A 19,784-nucleotide genomic window follows, 5' to 3' on the forward strand; every position below is an offset into this window, starting at 1 on the left:
TACTTGGGGTTTCGGGATCGCCGGGGCCGCGTGAGGATTCGTACGCGCCTACGGGGGCATCCGCTCGTGAATATCGGGCAGTTGACGGAGAGAGAATGGGTGGAGTGATCAGTAAGACCCTGTCAGCATCCGCGGCGACCTGCGAGACTGACGCGGGTGCCGAGAGCGAAGGGGGCGGCGTTGAGCGAGATTCCTGCCGAGGCGGCCGGTAAGGCCGACGACGTACGGCGAGCGCTCGCCCTGCTCAACGCCGCGGGAGCCCGTATCGGCAACTCCCTGGACCTGGATACCACCGCCCGGGAACTGCTGGACGTCGCCGTGCCCCAGTTCTGCGACCTGGCCTCGGTGGACCTCTTCCAGGACGTGCTCGCCGGCGACGAACCCCCCGGCCCCTCCGAGGGCACCGGGGCGCTGCGCCGGGTGGCCTTCGCCAGCGCCGTGTCCGAGGCGCTGCTGAGCATGTCCCTGCGCTCCGGCGAGGGCGCCACCGGACCCCGACACAGCCCCATCTCGGTGGGCTCCACCCACTGCTACGCCGCCCACGCCCCCCACGCGGAGGCCCTGCGTACCGCCCGGGTGCAGCAACTGCACGCCGGGGAGGTGGAGGAGTTCCCGGAGTACGGCTCCCTGATCCAGTCCACCCTGGCGGTGCCCATGGTGGCCCGGGACCGGGTGCTGGGGCTGGCCCAGTTCTCCCGCGCCAAGGGCAGCCAGCCGTTCGGGGAACGGGACGCGGCCCTGGCCGCCGAGCTGGCCGCCCGGGCCGCCGTCTGCCTGGACAACGCCCGGCTGTACCGCCGCGAGCACGAGCGGGCCCTGATCCTGCAACGCAGCCTGCTGCCCCCCAACGACCCGGACGCGGTCGGCCTGGACATCGCCTGCCGCTACCTGCCGGGCAACCCGGCGGCCGAGGTCGGGGGTGACTGGTTCGACGTGATCGAACTCCCCGGCCACCGCACGGCGGTGGTGGTGGGCGACGTGATGGGGCGCGGACTGCGGGCCGCGGTGGCCATGGGCGAGCTGCGCACCGCCGTACGCACCCTAGCGCTGCTGGACCTGGAGCCGGCCGAGGTGCTGACCCAACTGGACGAGATCGCCCGGGGGTTGGGCGACACCCGACGTTCCGCCCGTCAGGGCGGTGACCTGTCCGAGGTGTACCTGGCGACCTGTGTGTACGCGGTGTACGACCCGGTCACCCGCCGGTGCGCCCTCGCCAACGCCGGCCACATGCCCCCGGTCCTGGTGGAGCGGGGCGAGCCCGCGCGACTGATGGAGGTGCCCAAGGGGGTGCCGCTGGGGGTGGGTGGCGAACCCTTCGAGGAGATCGAGTTCGAGCTGCCGGACGAGGCGCTGCTGGCCCTCTACACCGACGGCCTGGTGGAGTCCCGGGACCACTCCATCGACGAGGGCCTGGAGGCGTTCCGGCGCGCCATCGTGAACGTCCACCGCCCGCTGGAGGAGGTCGCCGACCAGGTGCTCACCACCCTGGACGTCCACCACGGCGAGGACGACGTGGCCCTGCTGGTGGCCCGGGTGCACGGGATGCCCAAGGAGTCGGTGGGGGACTGGACCCTGCCGGCCGAGCCCCGTTCGGTGGCCCGGGCCCGGGAGCTGGCCTGCCAGCAGTTGGCGCTGTGGCACGTGGACGAACTCGCCGACACCACCGAGCTGTTGGTGAGCGAGCTGGTGACCAACGCGTTGCGGCACGGTGAGGGCAGCATCCGGCTGCGGCTGCTGCTGGACCGTTCGCTGGTGTGCGAGGTGTGGGACGCGGGGCTGGTGCAGCCGCGCCGTCGCCGGGCCCGGGACACCGACGAGGGCGGCCGGGGGCTGCAACTGGTGCAGATGCTCAGCGTGGGCTGGGGGAGCCGACGTACGCCGTACGGCAAGACGGTCTGGTTCGAACTGCCGCTGCCGGACGGCCAGTCCAAGCCGCAGGACCCCACCGGGGCCCTGCTGGACCTGTTCTGACCGGACTCCCGAGTGGTCGGCTGAAAGGTCGGGGGCCCGTACCCGACAACCTCCGTCGGACCCGGGCCCCCGGTACGGCCGGCCTCAGCTCTTGCGGTTCCGGCGCCGGATGGTGTTCCCCAGCCACACCAGCGGGTCGTACTTGCGGTCCGCGACCCGTTCCTTCATGGGGATCAGCGCGTTGTCGGTGATCTTGATGCCCTCGGGGCAGACCTCCGTACAGCACTTGGTGATGTTGCAGTAGCCCAGCCCGTGTTCGTCCTGGGCGGTGGTACGGCGGTCCAGGTCACGTTCCCCGGCGGCGTCCAGCGGATGCATGTCGAGTTCGGCCACCCGCATCAGGAAGCGGGGTCCGGCGAAGGCCTCCTTGTTCTCCTCGTGGTCGCGGATCACGTGGCAGGTGTCCTGGCACAGGAAGCACTCGATGCACTTGCGGAACTCCTGGGAGCGCTCCACGTCCTGTTGGGCCATGCGGTACTCACCCGGCTTGAGGTCGGCCGGGGGGACGAACGCGGGGATCTGCCGGGCCTTGGTGTAGTTGTACGACACGTCGGTGACCAGGTCGCGCACCACCGGGAAGGCGCGCATCGGGGTCACCGTGATCGTCTCGTCCCGGTCGAAGACCGACATCCGCGTCATACACAGCAGCCGGGGGCGGCCGTTGATCTCCGCACTGCACGAACCGCACTTGCCGGCCTTGCAGTTCCACCGCACCGCCAGGTCCGGGGCCTGGGTGGCCTGGAGGCGGTGGATGATGTCGAGCACCACCTCGCCCTCGTTCACCCGCACCGTGAACGGGGTCAGCTCGCCCCCCTGGTCGTCGCCGCGCCAGACCCGGAACTTCGCCTGGTAGCCGCTGTCGTCCTGGGTTCCGCTGTCGTTGGCTTGGGCGTTCACGGTCGCGTCAGCTCCTCGTCGGTCAGGTACTTCAGCAGCTCGTCCTTCTCGAACAGCGCCAGCAGGTCCTCGCGGATCGGCGGCATGTTCCGGCGGGTGAGCGCGATCCGCCCGTCACCGTCGTCCGCCTCCCGCAGCGAGCACAGCAGGTTCACCCGCCGCCACTCGCGGTCCATCTCCGGGTGGTCGTCGCGGGTGTGCCCACCCCGGGACTCGGTGCGCTCCAGGGCCGCCCGGGCCACGCACTCGCTGACCAGCAGCATGTTCCGCAGGTCCAAGGCCAGGTGCCAGCCGGGGTTGAACTGCCGGTGTCCCTCCACCAGCGCGCGGCGTGCCCGGACCCGCAACTCCGCGAGCCGGGTCAGCGCCTGGGCCATCTCGCCCTCCCGGCGGATGATGCCCACCAGGTCGTTCATCGACTGCTGCAACTCCTGGTGCAGCGTGTACGGGTTCTCCGCCGGGCCCGCCGCCGCGTCGGGCTCCGCCTGGGCGGGCTCCTCGGTGCCGAAGGCGGCCAGCGCCTCCCGGGCCGCCGCGTCCACCTGCTCCTGGTCCACCCCGGGCGGGTTGGCCCGGGACTCCAGGGCGTGCCGGGCCGCGTACTCCCCGGCCCTGCGGCCGAACACCAGCAGGTCCGACAGCGAGTTGCCGCCCAGCCGGTTGGAGCCGTGCATCCCGCCGGCCACCTCGCCGGCCGCGAACAGTCCCGGTACCCCGAGGGCGGCCGTGGTGTCCGGGTCCACGTCCACCCCGCCCATCACGTAGTGGCAGGTGGGGCCCACCTCCATCGGCTCGGCGGTGATGTCCACGTCCGCCAGCTCCTTGAACTGGTGGTGCATGGAGGGCAGTCGCCGCACGATCACCTCGGCCGGCATCCGGCTGGAGACGTCCAGGAACACCCCGCCGTGCGGGGAACCCCGACCGGCCTTGACCTCGGAGTTGATGGCCCGGGCCACCTCGTCGCGGGGCAGCAGCTCCGGTGGGCGCCGGTGCTTCTCCGGGTCCTCGTACCACCCGTCCGCCTCCTCCTCGGACTGGGCGTACTTCTCCCGGAACACGTCGGGGATGTAGTCGAACATGAAGCGCTTGCCCTCGGAGTTGCGCAGCACCCCGCCGTCGCCCCGTACCGACTCGGTGACCAGGATGCCCTTCACCGAGGGCGGCCAGACCATGCCGGTGGGGTGGAACTGCACGAACTCCATGTTGACCAGGTTCGCCCCGGCCAGCAGGGCCAGCGCGTGTCCGTCCCCGGTGTACTCCCAGGAGTTGGAGGTCACCTTGAAGGACTTGCCGATGCCGCCGGTGGCCAGCACCACCGAGGGGGCCTCCAGTACGAAGAACCGGCCCGACTCGCGCTCGTAGGCGAACACCCCGGACACCCGGCCGTCCTCGGTCTGGAGGATCCGGGTGACGGTGCACTCCTGGAAGACCTTCAGCCGGGCCTCGTAGTCCCCGAACTCGGCGTGGTCCTCCTGCTGTTGGGAGACCACCTTCTGCTGGAGGGTGCGGATCAGCTCCAGTCCGGTGCGGTCGCCCACGTGCGCCAGCCGGGGGTACTCGTGGCCGCCGAAGTTGCGCTGCGAGATCCGGCCGTCCTTGGTGCGGTCGAACAGGGCGCCCCAGGTCTCCAGTTCCCAGACCCGGTCCGGCGCCTCCATGGCGTGCAGTTCCGCCATCCGCCAGTGGTTGAGGAACTTGCCCCCGCGCATGGTGTCGCGGAAGTGGACCTGCCAGTTGTCCCCCTCGTTGACGTTGCCCATGCTGGCGGCGATACCGCCCTCGGCCATCACCGTGTGGGCCTTGCCGAACAGTGACTTGCAGATCACCGCCGTACGCAGGCCCTGTTCGCGGGCCTCGATGGCGGCGCGCAGCCCGGCACCGCCGGCGCCGACGATCACCACGTCCCACGGGGCGTGTGTCACTTGCGTCATCTCTCGTCGATCCCCCTGCGAATCAGAAGAACTGCGGGTCGCTGAACGCCCCGATGGCCAGTAGGTACACGTACAGATCGGCCAGGCCCACGCTGATCAGGGAGGCCCAGGCCAGCTCCATGTGCCGGCCGTTGAGCTTGCCGATCCAGCCCCACAGGCGGTAGCGGACCGGGTGTTTGGAGAAGTGCCGCAACCGGCCGCCCATGATGTGCCGGCAGGAGTGGCAGGAGAGGGTGTACAGCCAGATCAGGGCCACGTTCACCAGCAGCACCAGGGTGCCCAGGCCCATGTGGCCCCACTCGTAGTCCTCGTTGCGGAAGCCCAGCAGGGTGTCGTAGCTGAGGACCAGGGCCACCAGCAGGGCCGCGTAGAAGAAGTAGCGGTGCAGGTTCTGGAGGATCAGCGGGAACCGGCGCTCACCGCTGTAGCTGCTGTGCGGCTCGGCGACCGCGCAGGCCGGGGGAGAGGCCCAGAAGCCCCGGTAGTACGCCTTGCGGTAGTAGTAGCAGGTCAGGCGGAACCCCAGCGGGAACACCAGGATGATCAGCGCGGGCGACAGCGGCCACCAGTCGCCGAACAGCGCCCAGTTGGGCCCGGCCTTCATGGCCTCGCAGTTCTCCGCCAGACAGGGCGAGTAGAACGGGGACACGTACGGCGACGCGTAGTAGTCGGCGCCGGAGAAGGCCCGCCACGAGGAGTACACGACGAAGATCAGCAGCCCCAGCGCGGTGGCGCCGGGCGACAGCCACCAGCGGTCGGTACGCAGGTGGGCGGCGGCGATACTCGCGCGACCGGGGGCCTGTCGCACTCCGCCCGAGGGTCGGGGGCCCTCAGGGCCCGGGGGCTTGGTGGTTCCGGTTGCCAAGGTCTCTCCCTTGGGTGGGGCGGACAGATGGGTTCGCGGGCGGGTACGGAGGAGCGTCGGGCCTCAGCTGGGAGGGCCGCCCGGCCGGGGCGGGGCCTCGGCTTCCGGCCCGAGGTACCGAAGAGGGTGGGAACCCCGTCGGCCGGGCCGAGGCGCCCGGTGACGGATGGGGGTGCGGCGGTACGGTCCGGGGCCGGTCACGGAGCGCGACGGTCACGGGCTCCGAGGCCCTCGTCCTCCGCGTCCGTCCACAGCGTGCTGTCGTAGGGCGCGTCCGGGATCGTGACCAGCTCGGGAGCGGTCTTGGAGGGGCTCTCACCGGCCGCGGCGCGGAGCAGGTCCAGCGACTCCCGTAGGTGGGCGATGTCGCTGCGTACCCGCCTGATCTCCAGGGTCTGGCCCCCGCGCTGTTCCAACTGGGCAACGTGGTTACTCAGGGTGTTGAGTGATTGCTGTGCGTTCGCCAACTCGTCGTGGAATGACATGACTTGCCCACCTCCGCCGTCTGCGGTTGGCACCGGTCGATGCGTCCGCAGAGTGTCGCGCGTCACACCTGTCATGGGAAGTGTGCGTCACCGGATTACCTCAGAAGAGATCCGCGAACCCGGCTGGAGCCGCCCCGGCCCGGGCCTCCGGGGTCACCTCGACACCCCGTCGGTGCTCCGCACGAGTGGCGCGATCCCCGGCCGACAGCACCCTCCGGGCCCTGCCCAAGGCCCCCGCACGACCGGGTCGGGGTGGCGCTTTCCGGGTGGGTGTCCGCTCGGGGGTGCCTCGTCGACGTCGGCGGGAGGGGCGGCCTCACGCGGTCGGGGCCCGGGGCGGGGGCACGTACCGCGCCGGGAGCCGTGGGGCGACGGTGGCCGGGCGGTGACCTCCGGCTGGCGGTCCCGGGCCTGCTCCGCACGGGTGGCGGGGCCGGGGACGCCGTCGTGTCTGCGCGGTCCCGCCTCCTAGCTCCCCTTGTCTGGGGAGCGATCGATGTGATGAGCCGCAAATGTCGCCAAAAGCTTAGCTGCGCGGATGAGTGCGGCCGGTCCTGGAGGTGGACGTCATGCCCGCTCACGCCCCGGAGGGTGGCCCCCGACGCCGTACCCTTCGCGCTCCCGGACGCCTCGGCACCCTCGGGGTCCTGGGCGTCGTGGTGCCCCTGCTGGTGGTGCCGTCGCTGGGTGGCTGCACCCTCGACGGGGACGACCGGGGGGCGGCCGGTACGGTGCGGGCCTCCCGTGACCTGCCGACGGCGGCGCGCGGGATGGTGGCCGAGGGCGGCACCGTCCGGTGGGCGGTGGACCAGCTGCCGGACACCCTCAACGCCTTCCAGCCGGACGCGAACGCGGCCACCCAGCGCGTCGTCGGGGCGACCCTGCCCACCCTCTTCCCGCTGGACCACCGGGGGCGCCCGGAGCGGAACCCCGACTACCTGCGGGCGGCCGAGGTCAGCTCCGACGGCCGTACCGTCACTTACGAGCTGAACCCCGACGCTCGCTGGAGCAACGGCCGCCGCGTCGGGGTGGCCGACTTCCGGGCCCAGTGGCGCGCCCTCAACGGCAGGGACAACGCCTTCTGGACCGCCCGCAACGCCGGCTACGACCGGATCGCCCGGGTCAGCCAGGGGGAGGACACCCAGCAGGTCAAGGTCACCTTCGCCAAACCGTACGCGGACTGGCGGGCACTGTTCACGCCGCTGTACCCCAGCTCGGTGATGACCCACCCCAACGCCTTCAACGAGGGCACCCGACGTCAACTCCCGGTGACCGCGGGACCGTTCTCGGTGGCGAAGGGGAACCGGAGCAAGCTGACCCTGGAGCGCGACCCCGACTGGTGGGGTGACCGGGCGAAGCTGCGCCGTATCGAGCTGACCGCCGTCCCCCGGGGTGAGCGCCAGCGGGCACTGCTCGCGGGCCGGGTGGACGTGACCGAGGTGGACGCCCCGCTGGCCCGACGGATCCGGCAGGCCACCCCGGGCGCCGGAGCTGGCACGGTGGACGGCAAGTCCGGTGACCGCGACCGGGGTCGGGACGCAGCCGCCGAGGGCAACCCGCCCGGGCCCGGAGCGGCCGGCGACGCCCAGGAGCCGGCCTCCGGCAAGAACCCCGAGGGCACCGACCGGGCGGCGGCGGCCCGACGGCAGGCGGTGGCGGAGCAACACGCCCAGGAGAGCCAGCGGTTGAGGCGCTACCGGGTACGCACCGCACTGGACGCCTCGTACACCCAGCTGGCCCTCAACGGGCAGTCCGGCCCGCTGGCCGACCAGCGGGTGCGCCGCGCGGTCGCCCGGGCGGTGGACCGTGGCGCCCTGGCCAAGGAGGCCCTCGGCCCGCTGGGCCTGCCCACCACCCCGCTGGGCAGCCACCTGTGGATGTTCAGCCAGGAGGCGTACCGGGACAACAGCTCCGCCCTGGGCGAGGCCGATCTCCAGTCCGCCCAGGCGGCCCTGGCCGACGCCGGCTGGCGCGGCGCCGAGGAGGTGTCCCAGGAGGCCAAGGGCGGCCGGGACGACACCGAGGACAGCGCCAACAAGGAGGGCGCCGCCAAGCGAGACCGGGCGGCCGTCCCCTCGGAGGGGCGGCGGATGGAGGCCGCCGGCCGGCCCCCGGTGGTGCTGGTACGCAAGCCGGCCGGCCCCCTGAGCCTCAGCACCCCCCTGCGGGCCCAGCGGGCCGCGCTGTGGCAGCAGGCCGCGCACGCGGACGCCCGGGTGGCCGACGCCGCGGAGGGCGAGGGCGCCGCGGAGGCCCGGGCCGAGACCGCCGAGGACAGCACCCGCAGGGCCCGGGACGCCCGTGAACTCGCCACCGAGACCAGGCGGTTGGCCAGCGGGCGGGCCGGCGCGGTACGGATCAAGGACGGCCGCCCGCTGTCCCTGCGGCTGCTGGTGCCCTCCGGTCCCGGTACCGAGTCGGTACGGGCCGAGAGCAGGCGGATCGCCCGGATGCTGGCCGGAATCGGCGCCCGTACCAAGATCGTGCCGGTGAAGGGCCAGAGCTACTTCAAGGACCACATCGCCTCGGGCGACTACGACCTGGCCCTCTACTCCTGGCCCGGCACCGCCTACCCGGCCACCGACGCCCAACCGATCTTCGCCAAGCCCGAGGTGGAGATGGACGGTTCGCTCACCGTGGACCAGAACTACACGCGGGTGGGCACCGACCGTATCGACCAGCTCTTCGAGGAGGCCGCCACCGAGGTCGACGACGACGCCCGGGCGGACCTGATCAAGCGCGCCGACGCCCGCATCTGGGCCGCGGCCGGTTCCATCCCTCTCCACCAGAGGCCCCAACTGGTCGCCGTACAGCGGAAGTTGGCCAATGTGGGCGCCTTCGGCTTCCAGACGCCCCGGTACCAGGACATCGGCTACCGCAAGGGCTGACGGCACCTCCACGAGCCCCCGGCGCGCCCCCACCGACAGGGGGTCGCGCCGGGGGCTCGCCCGTTCCCGGCGGTGCCCGTACGGCCGTGGTGGGGGCTCGCCCCGTACCATGGGGCGACAGGCCGTGGCGATGATCAGCCCGGCGGGCGCGCGGACCGTTCCGACAGCGCCGATCCACTACCCGGGAGATTCGCCCCAGTATGCCCAGCTCCAAGCCCCTGGCTCACCGCGAGGACGTCCGCAACGTCGCCATCGTCGCCCACGTCGACCACGGCAAGACCACCCTGGTCGACGCCATGCTCAAGCAGGCCGGCTCCTTCGCCGCCCACGCGGCCGAGAACCTCGACGAACGCATGATGGACTCCAACGACCTGGAGCGCGAGAAGGGCATCACCATTCTCGCCAAGAACACCGCCGTCAGGTACCACCGCAAGGACGGCGGCGACCCGGTCGTCATCAACATCATCGACACCCCGGGCCACGCCGACTTCGGTGGCGAGGTCGAGCGGGGACTGTCCATGGTGGACGCCGTGGTGCTGCTGGTCGACGCCTCCGAGGGCCCCCTTCCCCAGACCCGGTTCGTGCTGCGCAAGGCGCTCCAGGCCCGGCTCCCGGTGATCCTCTGCGTCAACAAGACGGACCGCTCCGACTCCCGCATCGCCGAGGTCCTCGACGACACCTACGACCTGTTCCTCGACCTGGACGCGGACGAGGAACAGATCGAGTTCCCCATCGTCTACGCCTGCGCCCGGGACGGGGTGGCCTCGCTCACCAAGCCCGCCGACGGCACCGTCCCCGCCGACAGCGACAGCCTGGAACCCTTCTTCACCACCCTGCTGGAGACGGTCCCCGCCCCCCGCTTCGAGGAGGACGCGCCCCTCCAGGCCCACATCACCAACCTGGACGCCGACAACTTCCTGGGCCGCATCGCCCTGTGCCGGGTCCAGAACGGCACCCTGCGCAAGGGCCAGACCGTCGCCTGGATCAAGCGGGACGGCGAGGTGAAGAACGTACGGATCACCGAGCTGCTGATGACCGAGGCCCTCACCCGCAAGCCCGCCGAACAGGCCGGCCCCGGCGACATCTGCGCGGTCGCCGGCATCCCCGACATCATGATCGGCGAGACCCTGGCGGACCCGGAGAACCCGGTCGCCCTGCCCCTGATCACGGTCGACGAGCCGGCCATCTCCATGACGATCGGCACCAACAACTCCCCCCTCGTCGGCAAGGGCGGCAAGGGCCACAAGGTCACCGCCCGACTGGTGAAGGACCGGCTGGACCGCGAGCTGATCGGCAACGTCTCCCTGCGGGTGCTGCCCACCGAGCGCCCGGACGCCTGGGAGGTGCAGGGCCGGGGCGAACTCGCCCTGGCGATCCTGGTGGAGACCATGCGCCGGGAGGGCTTCGAACTGACCGTCGGCAAGCCCGAGGTGGTCACCAAGGAGATCGACGGCCGGGTCCACGAGCCCATCGAGCGGATGACCATCGACGCCCCCGAGGAGCACCTCGGAGCCATCACCCAGGTGATGGCCCAGCGCAAGGGCCGTATGGAGACCATGACCAACCACGGTTCCGGCTGGATCCGCATGGAGTGGATCGTGCCCTCGCGCGGCCTGATCGGTTTCCGTACCGAGTTCCTCACCGAGACCCGGGGCACCGGCATCGCGCACTCCATCTTCGAGGGGCACGAGCCCTGGTTCGGGCCGCTGCGCACCCGGAACAACGGCTCCCTGGTGGCCGACCGGGCCGGCAAGGCGACCGCGTTCGCGATGATCAACCTCCAGGAGCGCGGCACCATCTTCGTGGAGCCCGGCACCGAGGTCTACGAGGGCATGATCATCGGGGAGAACTCCCGCGCCGACGACATGGACGTCAACATCACCAAGGAGAAGAAGCTCACCAACATGCGGGCGGCCTCCGCCGACACCACCGAGAACCTGGTGCCCCCGCGCAAGCTCTCCCTGGAGCAGTCCCTGGAGTTCTGCCGGGAGGACGAGTGCATCGAGGTCACCCCGGAGACCGTACGCATCCGCAAGGTCGCCCTGGACCAGCGGGAGCGGGCCCGTGCCGCCTCCCGCGCCAAGCGCTGACGTCTCCCCGAGACTGACCGCTGGTCCCACCCGCCCACTGAGACGGGCCGCTGAACAGCCCTGGTGCCCCCGAGGAGAGCCTCGGGGGCACCAGGCGTTACCGGGCGGCCCGGTAACGGCCGAAGGGCGGGTGACGTACGGTCAGCGCTCACCCAGCGGGGCGAGGTCCTCCCGCCCGGCCCACCGCTCTCCGGCGGGGGAGGGCGGGGGCGGCTGGGCCTCCCGGGCCAGCAGCAGGACGAGCACCAGCAGGGCGCAGGGCAGGCCGGTCAGCGAGGTCCAGAAGGTCAGGTGCGTCTCGGTGTCGGCGGAGCCCAGGTGCTGGAGGTAGTCCGCGCGTACCAGCCCGACCAGGGTCAACAGATGGCCCATGGCCACCAGTCCGGCCACCGTCATGCCCAGGGGTCGGGCCACCGCCGCCCGGGCCAGGGCCGTACCCGCCACGGCCAGCAACAGCAGGAGGGTGGCCCACCGGATCCAGCCCGGGGGTGAGCCCAGCAGGGGGAAGAAGAGGTAACGGTCGCCCCACACCTGGTCCCAGTAGCTGTCGCCGGACAGCTCGACCGACCAGTGCACCTCCCAGGCGGTGGCCACCCCGGCGAGCGCCAGCGCCAGGACGCCGGCCACCCGCGCCCGCCACCGGCGGGGGCGGGCCGGTGGTCCGCCCGGCCCGGTACCCGTACCACCGGACGCCTCGGCGTCGGGGCGGCCGGCGGCTGAGGCGGTGTCACGGCGCGCGGTGAGTGCCAGTACCAACAGGACCAGCCCGAGCAGCAGGGTGCCGTAGGTGGTCACGTCGACCCGGGTGGCCAGCCCTGGTTCGAGGGGCCACACGTTCACCCGCGAGTCCCAGAGTCGGGGGAGCCGCAGCAGCACGGTCAGCAGCCCGAGGGTGCCCACCACGCCCCGGGTCGAGCCGGAGCGGGGCACCACCGCCGCGCTGACCACGTAGACCATCAGCAGTTGCGGGTCCAGCGCGGAGGAGGCCCACAGTCCGTTGTCGGCACGCGCGGGCTGTCCGGTCCACAGCCACAGCACGTCCACGATCCGACCGGCCTCGTTGAGGTCGCGGATGATCCATCCGAGGTTGGTCAGGGCGAGGGCCAGCAGGACCAGCACCGCGGCGATCCGGGCACCCGGACTGAGCGTACGGCCGATGAGCACCCCTGACTTCCCCCCGTGCCTTCCCCCTGTGTGTCGCCCACGCACCCGCGGGGTGCGCCGACGAATCCGATCACCCCGGATTTTCCCGGCTCCTTCCCGGCCCAACAAGGCCGCTTTGGTGGAGAGTTACGAACATGGGATACGGCGGAGGACCCGCCGCGTTCCGTTTCGCCACGCCCGGCCTTTTCCCGGACGGCGATCCCTTCGGTACCCGTCTTCCGGGGTCGTCGCCCGTTCACCCTGGTTCACCGCCCGTTCGGGCGGCGTCGGCGGGGCGCGCACGACCGAACGGGCGGTGAACGGCGCGGAGGAGACGGGGGGTCCGGCGGGTGGCCCAGCGTGGCTGGCCCCCGGTGGCGGTCCGCTCTACGGTGAGGGCGACGGCGCTGCTCAAGGCACGGTTCACGGGTGTGATCCGAGAGGTGACGGTGTGCCGGGCGGACCCCAGCCGGACGGCCCCAGGAGGTGTGGGTCCGCGTCGGCTGAGGCCCTTACGGCGCCCGCACGGCCGTACGCACTTCAGAGTGGGGCGTTCGTATATCGGTGTAACGACGAGAGAGTTGCGAGCTTGTTAACGTCATTACTTGGCAATAGTGATTAAATGTCCGTTTCCAAGAAAGGCTGTCAAGCACGTTGGGACGTCGATCTGCACAACCTTCGCTCAAGATGCGCCGTGGCTCCACACCCGGGGCCCGGAACCCCTTGACTGAGGTGGGATCCGATTGCAAAAGTCCGCTCAACCCACGGCACACCCCGGTGCCAACATCAAGGGTTCCGGCGAGAATTGAGCGCGGGGGCGCAACGCGATGACAAGTCCAACCCAGGCCGCTGTGGTCGGGACCGAGACCCCAGGTCCTGATACGGATGGTCACCAGCTCGAAAAGGGCGCCACTGGCGACCACACCGGGCGTTCGCCAAGTCAGCTGATGTGGGCCCGCTTCAAGCGGGACCGTACCGGCGTGGTCTCCGCAGTGGTAGTTATTTTCTTCTTCGCCGCCGCCGCTTTCGCGCCGCTCATCGCCAAGGTCTACGGCAAGGACCCGTACACCCGGTACGGGCAGGAGATCCCGGGCCTGATGAACGACCTGGGCATCCCCATCAAGCCCAACGGAGGCATTGACGGGGACTACTGGTTCGGTCTGGAGCCCCAGTTCGGCCGGGACGTCTTCACCCAGCTGCTCTACGGGATGCGCACCTCGCTGACCCTGGCGGTCATCGTCACCCTGATCTCGGTGGCCACCGCGATCATCATGGGTGTCACCGCCGGCTACATGGGCGGCAGGGTCGACTACTTCATCGGCCGTCTGATCGACCTGCTGATGTCCTTCCCCAACCAGCTGTTCTTCGTGGCGTTCACGCCGATCGTCGCGGCCATCCTGGTCAGCCCCGAGGACGAGATTCCCACTTGGCTACGCGCGTCGATCCTCATCTTCGTGATGTGGATCCTGGGCTGGATGGCACTGGCCCGACTCCTTCGCGGGCAGGTCCTGTCGCTGCGTGAGCGGGAGTTCGTCGAGGCCGCCAAGGTCACCGGAGCCTCGCCCTGGCGGATCATCCGCAAGGAGCTGCTGCCCAACGTGGTCACGCCGATCCTGGTGCAGTCCACCTACATGCTCCCGAACTTCGTCACCGCCATCGCCGGCCTGTCCTTCCTGGGAGTCGGGATGCCGGAGCCGACCCCCGACTGGGGCCGGATGTTCGACACGGGCGCGACGTACTTCCAGAGTGACCTCACCTACATGTTCTTCCCGGGTGGCGCGATGGTGATCTTCATCGTGGCGTTCAACCTGCTCGGGGACTCTGTCCGGGACGCCTTCGACCCCAAGGCGGGACGATGACCGGCGAATCGCGGGGGAGAGCTGCCACCCCAGCACCGCATCAGTCAGGCAGCAACAACAAACGACAGGCAGGTGCATCCACCACCATGAGCAAATTCAGTTCGCGCAGATCGCGTGCCACAGTCGTGGCACTGTGCGCGGGTGCGCTGGTTCTCAGCGGCTGCAGCGCCGGCGGCGGCGACAGCAGCGAGAAGAGTGACCGCGACTCGGCCAAGAAGCTCCAGTCGCAGATCAAGATCGGTACCGCCAAGGACTCCGTGGGCCCGGCGCCCGCGGTCGAGGGCGCCTCCAAGGGCGGCACCATCAAGGTGCTCCAGCGGGACTCGTACTCCCACCTGGACCCCGCCCAGATCTACGTCAGCGACGAGGGTTCGGTCGCCACCCTGATCCACCGCCGGCTCACCGACTACAAGCTCGGTGCCAACGGCCGCAGCACCCTGGTGGGTGACCTGGCCACCGACACCGGTCAGAAGTCGGACGGCGGCAAGACCTGGACGTACAAGCTCAAGGACGGCATCAAGTTCGAGAACGGTGACGAGATCACCTCGGACGACGTGCGTCACACCATCGAGCGGACCTTCGCCGACTTCATCAACGAGGGCCCGATCTTCATCCAGCAGTGGCTGGCCAACAAGTCCGGCGCCAGCTACCGGAAGCTCCTGAAGGGCGGCCCCTACGAGGGCAAGCACCTCTCGGACGACATCCTGGAGACCCCGGACAAGAAGACGGTCGTCTTCAAGTTCAAGAAGCCCGTGGCCGACCTGCCCTACGCCCTGGCGATGGCGGGCTACGGCGTGGTGTCGAAGAAGCACGACACCAAGGAGAAGTACGACAAGAAGCCGCTCTCCTCCGGTCCGTACAAGATCACCTCGTTCAAGACCGGCAAGAGCATGAAGATGGTCCGCAACGAGAACTGGGACGCCAAGACCGACCCGGTCCGGCACCAGTACCCGGACACCTACGACTTCCAGTTCGGTGTCACCTACGCGGACTCCACCCAGCGTCTGATGGCGGACAACGGCGAGAACAAGACCGCTGTCAGCTTCAACAACCAGGTGGACGCGGGCAACATGCAGGGCGTCCGCAGCAAGCCGGACGTCAAGAAGCGTTCCATCGACGGCTACCAGCCTTACGTGGGTGTGCTGAACTTCAACCTGAAGCGCCCCAACATGAAGGACAAGCTGGTCCGTGAGGCCATCGCGCACGCGATTCCCAACCGTGCCGTGCTCCAGGCCTTCGGTGGTTCCGGCGGCGGTGAGCTGGCCGGCAACCTGATCAGCCCGACGGTCTCCGGCTACAAGGACACCGACCCGTACAACAAGATCAAGAAGCCCATGGGTGACGTCAAGAAGGCCAAGGCCCTCTTGAAGAAGGCCGGCAAGACGGGCATGAAGATCACCTACGCGTACATGAACTCCGCCGAGCCGCAGAAGTACTCCGTGGCCATCGCCGACAACCTGAAGAAGGCCGGCTTCGACGTCCAGCGCAAGGACCTGCCGTCGGACACCTTCTACGACCTGGTCGGCAAGGTGGACAACAAGTACGACATCTACCACTCCGCCTGGGGTGCTGACTGGCCGAGCGCCTCCACGGTCGTTCCCCCGACCCTGGACGGCCGGACCATTCAGAACGGTGCGTCCAACTACGCGCACTACAACAACCCCAAGATGAACAAGGAGATGGACCGCATCTCCCAGATCGCCGACCCGAAGAAGGCGGCCGACGAGTGGTTCAAGCTGGCGGACAAGATCCTCCGTGAGGACCTGCCGCAGGTGCCGATCTTCTACTACAAGCAGATCCAGCTGCACGGTTCGAAGGTCGGTGGCGTGGTCAACAGCGACATCCTGCACGGGATCGACCCGACCCGCCTCTACGTCAAGAAGTAAGTAGCGCCCACAGGCGCAGAGCACAGAGGTAGCGTGCGCCCGCCGGTTCGGCGGGCGCACGGCTCCTCGCCCCCAGTCCGCTGCCCCACGAGAGCTGCGATCGGTCATGCTTCGTTTTCTGTTCCGCCGGGTCCTCGGCGCGTTCGTGATCCTGCTGATCATCAGCGCGGTCACGTTCTTCCTCTTCTTCGCGGCACCCCGCGATCCCGCGCTGTTGGCCTGCGGTAAGAACTGCGGCCCGGACGCGCTCGCGATCATTCACAAGAACCTCGGCCTCGACAAACCGGTGCCCGTCCAGTACTGGGACTTCATGTCCGGCATCGTCACCGGACGCGACTTCGCCCAGGGCCCCTGCGACGCCCCCTGCTTCGGTTACTCCTTCGCCGACCAGACACCCGTCTGGGACACCCTGGTCGACCGGTTCCCGACCACCATCTCGCTGACCATCGGCGGCGCCGTGGTCTTCCTCATCATCGGCCTGGGCGCCGGTCTGCTGGCCGCCGCCAAGAAGGGCACCCTGGTCGACAAGGTGTTCAGCTCCGGGTCCCTGGTGCTCAGCTCGATGCAGATCTACTTCATCGGCCCCCTGGTGCTGGCGTTGTTCGTCTACAACCTCGAGTGGCTGGGGCAACCGAAGTACGTGCCCTTCACCGAGAGCCCCACACAGTGGTTCCTCGGGCTGCTGATCCCCTGGTTCGTCATCCAGATCATCTTCACCGCCAACTACACCCGTATGGCGCGCTCCACGATGATCGAGCAGCTGGCCGAGGACCATGTGAGAACGGCCAAGGCCAAGGGCATGTCGAACCGCACGGTGTTCTTCCGCTACGCCTGGCGGGGCTCGTTGATCCCGATCGTCACCATCTTCGGCATCGACCTCGGCTCCCTGTTCGGCGGCGCGATGATCACCGAGAAGACCTTCGCCCTCCCCGGGCTGGGCACCCTCGCGGTGAAGTCGGTGGAGAACACCGACCTGCCGATGACGATGGGCGTGATGCTGTTCGCCGCGGCCTTCATCATCCTGTTCAACATCCTCGTGGACGCCGCCTACGCGTTCATCGACCCACGCGTACGTCTGTCCTAGGAGAGCCAAGTGACCACCCTCACCAAGGAAGCCGAGTCTCCGGCCCCCAGTGGGTCGGGCAAGTCCGGCGCTTTTCTCTCGGTGCGCGACCTGCGGGTGCGGTTCTCCACCGAGGACGGAATCGTCAAGGCCGTCGACGGTCTCTCCTTCGACCTCGAACGCGGTCAGACCCTGGGCATCGTCGGTGAGTCGGGCTCCGGCAAGTCGGTGACCAACCTGTCGATCCTGGGCCTGCACAACCCGCGCAGCACGGAGATCACCGGCGAGATCACGCTGGACGGCCAGGAGTTGACCGGCGCCCGGGAGAAGACCCTGGAGTCGCTGCGCGGCAACAAGATGGCGATGATCTTCCAGGACCCGCTGACCGCGCTGTCCCCGTACTACACGGTGGGCCGGCAGATCGCGGAGCCGTACCGCAAGCACACCGGGGCCTCCAAGCGGGCGTCCCGTGAGCGGGCCATCGAGATGCTGGCCAAGGTCGGCATCCCCAACCCCAAGGTGCGGGTCAACGACTACCCCCACCAGTTCAGTGGCGGTATGCGGCAGCGCGCCATGATCGCCATGGCCCTGGTGTGCAACCCGGACCTGCTGATCGCCGACGAGCCCACGACCGCCCTGGACGTGACCGTGCAGGCGCAGATCCTGGACCTGCTCAAGGACCTCCAGGAGGAGTTCGGCTCGGCCATCGTCTTCATCACCCACGACCTGGGCGTGATCTCCCATGTCGCCGACGACATCCTGGTGATGTACGGCGGCCGGGCGGTGGAGCGCGGCACCGTCCGCGAGGTGTTGGGCAACCCCCAGCACCCGTACACCTGGGGCCTGTTGGGGTCCATGCCTCGGCTGGGTTCCGACCTGGACGAGCCGCTGATCCCGATCCCCGGCAGCCCGCCCAGCCTGCTGAACCCCCCTCCGGGGTGCCCCTTCAACCCGCGGTGCACCTTCGTGGACCAGGTGTCGGGGAAGCACTCCTGCACCAAGGACCGCCCGGTGCTGCCCGAGGGTCGGGGTGCCGCCTGCCACCTGACGGCGGAGCAGAAGCAGACGTACTTCATCGAGCAGATCAAGCCCCGCCTGGGCTAGGGAGACCGTGACCATGAGTGACGCAGCGACCGCCAAGGACGAGCCGAAGGACGCCGTCCCCGAGGGCGGTGCCTCGAACTCCCTGTCCGAGAAGGGGGAAGGCCGGGTGCCCTCCCCGGGTTCGCGGGAGCGCCTGTTGACCGTGGAGGGGCTGACCAAGCACTTCCCGATCATGGGTGGGTTCCCCTTCAAGCGCCAGGTCGGTGCCGTGCAGGCGGTGGACGGCGTGGACCTCACCGTGAACGCCGGGGAGAGCTTCGGCCTGGTCGGTGAGTCCGGCTGTGGGAAGTCGACCACGGGACGGCTGCTGACCCGGCTGCTGGAGCCGACGGCGGGGAAGATCGACTACCGGGGCCAGGACATCTCGCACGCCAAGCGGCGGGACCTGGTGCCGATCCGTTCCGAGATCCAGATGATCTTCCAGGACCCGTACTCCTCGTTGAACCCGAGGCAGACGGTCGGCTCCATCGTGGGCGGTCCGATGGAGATCAACGGGATCAACCCGCCCGGTGGCCGGGAGAAGCGGGTACGGGAACTGCTGGAGACGGTGGGGCTCAACCCCGAGCACTACAACCGTTTCCCGCACGAGTTCTCCGGCGGTCAGCGTCAGCGCATCGGCGTGGCCCGGGCCCTGGCCCTGGAGCCCAAGCTGATCATCGCCGACGAGCCGGTGTCCGCCCTGGACGTGTCCATCCAGGCCCAGGTGGTCAACCTGTTGCAGAAGGTGCAGCGGGAGATGGGCATCGCCTTCGTGTTCATCGCCCACGACCTCGCCATCGTGCGGCACTTCTCGCAGCGGGTCGCGGTGATGTACCTGGGCAAGATCGTGGAGGTCGGTGACCGGGAGTCCATCTACAACAGCCCCCGCCACCCGTACACCCACGCCCTGCTGTCCGCCGTGCCCGAGGCCGACCTGGACGGCCAGCAGGACGAGCGGGAGCGCATCCGGCTCGCCGGTGACGTGCCCTCGCCGATCAACCCGCCCTCGGGCTGCCGCTTCCGCACCCGTTGCTGGAAGGCGCAGGAGAAGTGCGCGACGGAGGCCCCGCCGCTGGTGCAGATCTCCGGCAACCGCGAAGGTCACCTCACCGCCTGCCACTTCCCGGAGGAGGGCGACCTGACGGCCCGTTCGGAGGCCGTGGTGCTGGACCCGGCGCTGGCCGCCATCGAGGGCGTGGAGGGGACCGCGGTCACCAAGATCGACTGACCGTCCCCGGCGTTCGACGTCACGGGCCGGGACACCTCACGAGGTGTCCCGGCCCTTCGTCATGTGTGGGGGGCCGGTCGTCCCTGTGTTCCCCTCACCCCCCTCTCAGGCGGGCCGCCGGAGGGAGGGGAAGCGTCCAGATGTGCTGGTCGGAGCCGTTCTCGCGGGTACGGCGTCCACAGTGTGGACGGCGGGGAAAAGATCACGCCAGATCCGGGGCGCATCTGTGCGACGGGGTTGGGTGTATCGCCTTCACCGGTGGTGAGAGCCGCGTAAAATCAGAGGTCAACGGCCCGTTGTCAGTGGGGAGTTGGGCGTGCGCCCCTCGCGCGCACCCATGCAACCGAGCAATGCGGTGCCACGGGCAATTAAGATCCGTTGCGAGTGCCGCGAGC

General features: G+C 69.6%; 13 protein-coding genes. 8 read left to right on the forward strand and 5 right to left on the reverse strand.

Translation table 11 applies throughout. From position 1 onward, the window contains the following. Positions 1 to 180 precede the first annotated feature (180 nt). Positions 181 to 1,971: a SpoIIE family protein phosphatase gene (locus ABZT14_RS06230; protein ID WP_356297808.1), complete on the forward strand. Its 1,791-nt coding sequence runs from the start codon at positions 181 to 183 to the stop codon at positions 1,969 to 1,971. Positions 1,972 to 2,055: 84 nt separating this feature from the next. Here ABZT14_RS06230 and ABZT14_RS06235 read toward each other — a convergent pair whose 3' ends face one another. From ABZT14_RS06235 to ABZT14_RS06250, 4 genes are all read right to left on the reverse strand, one after another. After that, positions 2,056 to 2,868, reverse strand: coding sequence for a succinate dehydrogenase/fumarate reductase iron-sulfur subunit (locus ABZT14_RS06235; RefSeq protein ID WP_356297810.1), 813 nt, complete (start codon positions 2,866 to 2,868; stop codon positions 2,056 to 2,058). Next, positions 2,865 to 4,799: a fumarate reductase/succinate dehydrogenase flavoprotein subunit gene (locus ABZT14_RS06240; RefSeq protein WP_356297813.1), complete on the reverse strand. Its 1,935-nt coding sequence runs from the start codon at positions 4,797 to 4,799 to the stop codon at positions 2,865 to 2,867. Before ABZT14_RS06240 ends, ABZT14_RS06235 begins: the two co-directional genes overlap by 4 nt. Positions 4,800 to 4,821: 22 nt before the next feature. Beyond that, on the reverse strand, positions 4,822 to 5,664 hold the full coding sequence (locus ABZT14_RS06245; protein ID WP_356297815.1) for a hypothetical protein: 843 nt from the start codon (positions 5,662 to 5,664) through the stop codon (positions 4,822 to 4,824). A 197-nt stretch (positions 5,665 to 5,861) separates the two neighbouring features. Beyond that, positions 5,862 to 6,149, reverse strand: coding sequence for a hypothetical protein (locus ABZT14_RS06250; RefSeq protein WP_356297817.1), 288 nt, complete (start codon positions 6,147 to 6,149; stop codon positions 5,862 to 5,864). A gap of 569 nt (positions 6,150 to 6,718) precedes the next feature. On the opposite strand from ABZT14_RS06250, the gene ABZT14_RS06255 reads away from it, so the two are divergent. Together ABZT14_RS06255 and typA are read left to right on the forward strand one after the other, a co-directional pair. Then, on the forward strand, positions 6,719 to 9,037 hold the full coding sequence (locus ABZT14_RS06255) for an ABC transporter family substrate-binding protein (protein ID WP_356297819.1): 2,319 nt from the start codon (positions 6,719 to 6,721) through the stop codon (positions 9,035 to 9,037). Between the two features lie 218 nt (positions 9,038 to 9,255). Continuing rightward, the gene (gene typA / locus ABZT14_RS06260) at positions 9,256 to 11,127 is read left to right on the forward strand and encodes a translational GTPase TypA (protein ID WP_356298539.1); all 1,872 of its coding nucleotides are present in this window, start codon (positions 9,256 to 9,258) and stop codon (positions 11,125 to 11,127) included. Between the two features lie 141 nt (positions 11,128 to 11,268). On the opposite strand, the gene ABZT14_RS06265 is transcribed toward typA, so the two are convergent. Next, the gene (locus tag ABZT14_RS06265; protein WP_356297820.1) at positions 11,269 to 12,291 is read right to left on the reverse strand and encodes a hypothetical protein; all 1,023 of its coding nucleotides are present in this window, start codon (positions 12,289 to 12,291) and stop codon (positions 11,269 to 11,271) included. Between the two features lie 806 nt (positions 12,292 to 13,097). On the opposite strand from ABZT14_RS06265, the gene ABZT14_RS06270 reads away from it, so the two are divergent. From ABZT14_RS06270 to ABZT14_RS06290, 5 genes are all read left to right on the forward strand, one after another. Further along, positions 13,098 to 14,129 (forward strand): ABC transporter permease, encoded by a 1,032-nt coding sequence (locus ABZT14_RS06270; RefSeq protein ID WP_356297822.1) that lies wholly within the window; start codon positions 13,098 to 13,100, stop codon positions 14,127 to 14,129. 86 nt (positions 14,130 to 14,215) lie between these two features. After that, complete coding sequence (locus ABZT14_RS06275; protein WP_356297824.1) at positions 14,216 to 16,015, forward strand: ABC transporter substrate-binding protein; 1,800 nt, start codon at positions 14,216 to 14,218, stop codon at positions 16,013 to 16,015. A 106-nt stretch (positions 16,016 to 16,121) separates the two neighbouring features. Next, positions 16,122 to 17,099: an ABC transporter permease gene (locus ABZT14_RS06280; protein ID WP_356297826.1), complete on the forward strand. Its 978-nt coding sequence runs from the start codon at positions 16,122 to 16,124 to the stop codon at positions 17,097 to 17,099. A gap of 9 nt (positions 17,100 to 17,108) precedes the next feature. Beyond that, the gene (locus ABZT14_RS06285; protein WP_356297828.1) at positions 17,109 to 18,182 is read left to right on the forward strand and encodes an ABC transporter ATP-binding protein; all 1,074 of its coding nucleotides are present in this window, start codon (positions 17,109 to 17,111) and stop codon (positions 18,180 to 18,182) included. A 13-nt stretch (positions 18,183 to 18,195) separates the two neighbouring features. Next, positions 18,196 to 19,389, forward strand: a complete 1,194-nt coding sequence (locus tag ABZT14_RS06290; protein WP_356297830.1) for a dipeptide ABC transporter ATP-binding protein — start codon at positions 18,196 to 18,198, stop codon at positions 19,387 to 19,389. Positions 19,390 to 19,784: the final 395 nt, after the last annotated feature.

Origin of the sequence: Streptomyces sp. NPDC005438, from assembly GCF_040606315.1 — a bacterium.
Lineage (GTDB): Bacteria > Actinomycetota > Actinomycetes > Streptomycetales > Streptomycetaceae > Streptomyces.

What these genes read in the sequence shown, in the direction of transcription:
- ABZT14_RS06255 (WP_356297819.1), top strand. Translation starts at nt 6,719, where the DNA reads ATGCCCGCTCACGCCCCGGAGGGTGGCCCCCGACGCCGTACCCTTCGC.
- ABZT14_RS06290 (WP_356297830.1), top strand. Translation starts at nt 18,196, where the DNA reads ATGAGTGACGCAGCGACCGCCAAGGACGAGCCGAAGGACGCCGTCCCC.
- ABZT14_RS06270 (WP_356297822.1), top strand. Translation starts at nt 13,098, where the DNA reads ATGACAAGTCCAACCCAGGCCGCTGTGGTCGGGACCGAGACCCCAGGT.
- ABZT14_RS06240 (WP_356297813.1), bottom strand. Translation starts at nt 4,799, where the DNA reads ATGACGCAAGTGACACACGCCCCGTGGGACGTGGTGATCGTCGGCGCC.
- ABZT14_RS06250 (WP_356297817.1), bottom strand. Translation starts at nt 6,149, where the DNA reads ATGTCATTCCACGACGAGTTGGCGAACGCACAGCAATCACTCAACACC.
- ABZT14_RS06280 (WP_356297826.1), top strand. Translation starts at nt 16,122, where the DNA reads ATGCTTCGTTTTCTGTTCCGCCGGGTCCTCGGCGCGTTCGTGATCCTG.
- ABZT14_RS06275 (WP_356297824.1), top strand. Translation starts at nt 14,216, where the DNA reads ATGAGCAAATTCAGTTCGCGCAGATCGCGTGCCACAGTCGTGGCACTG.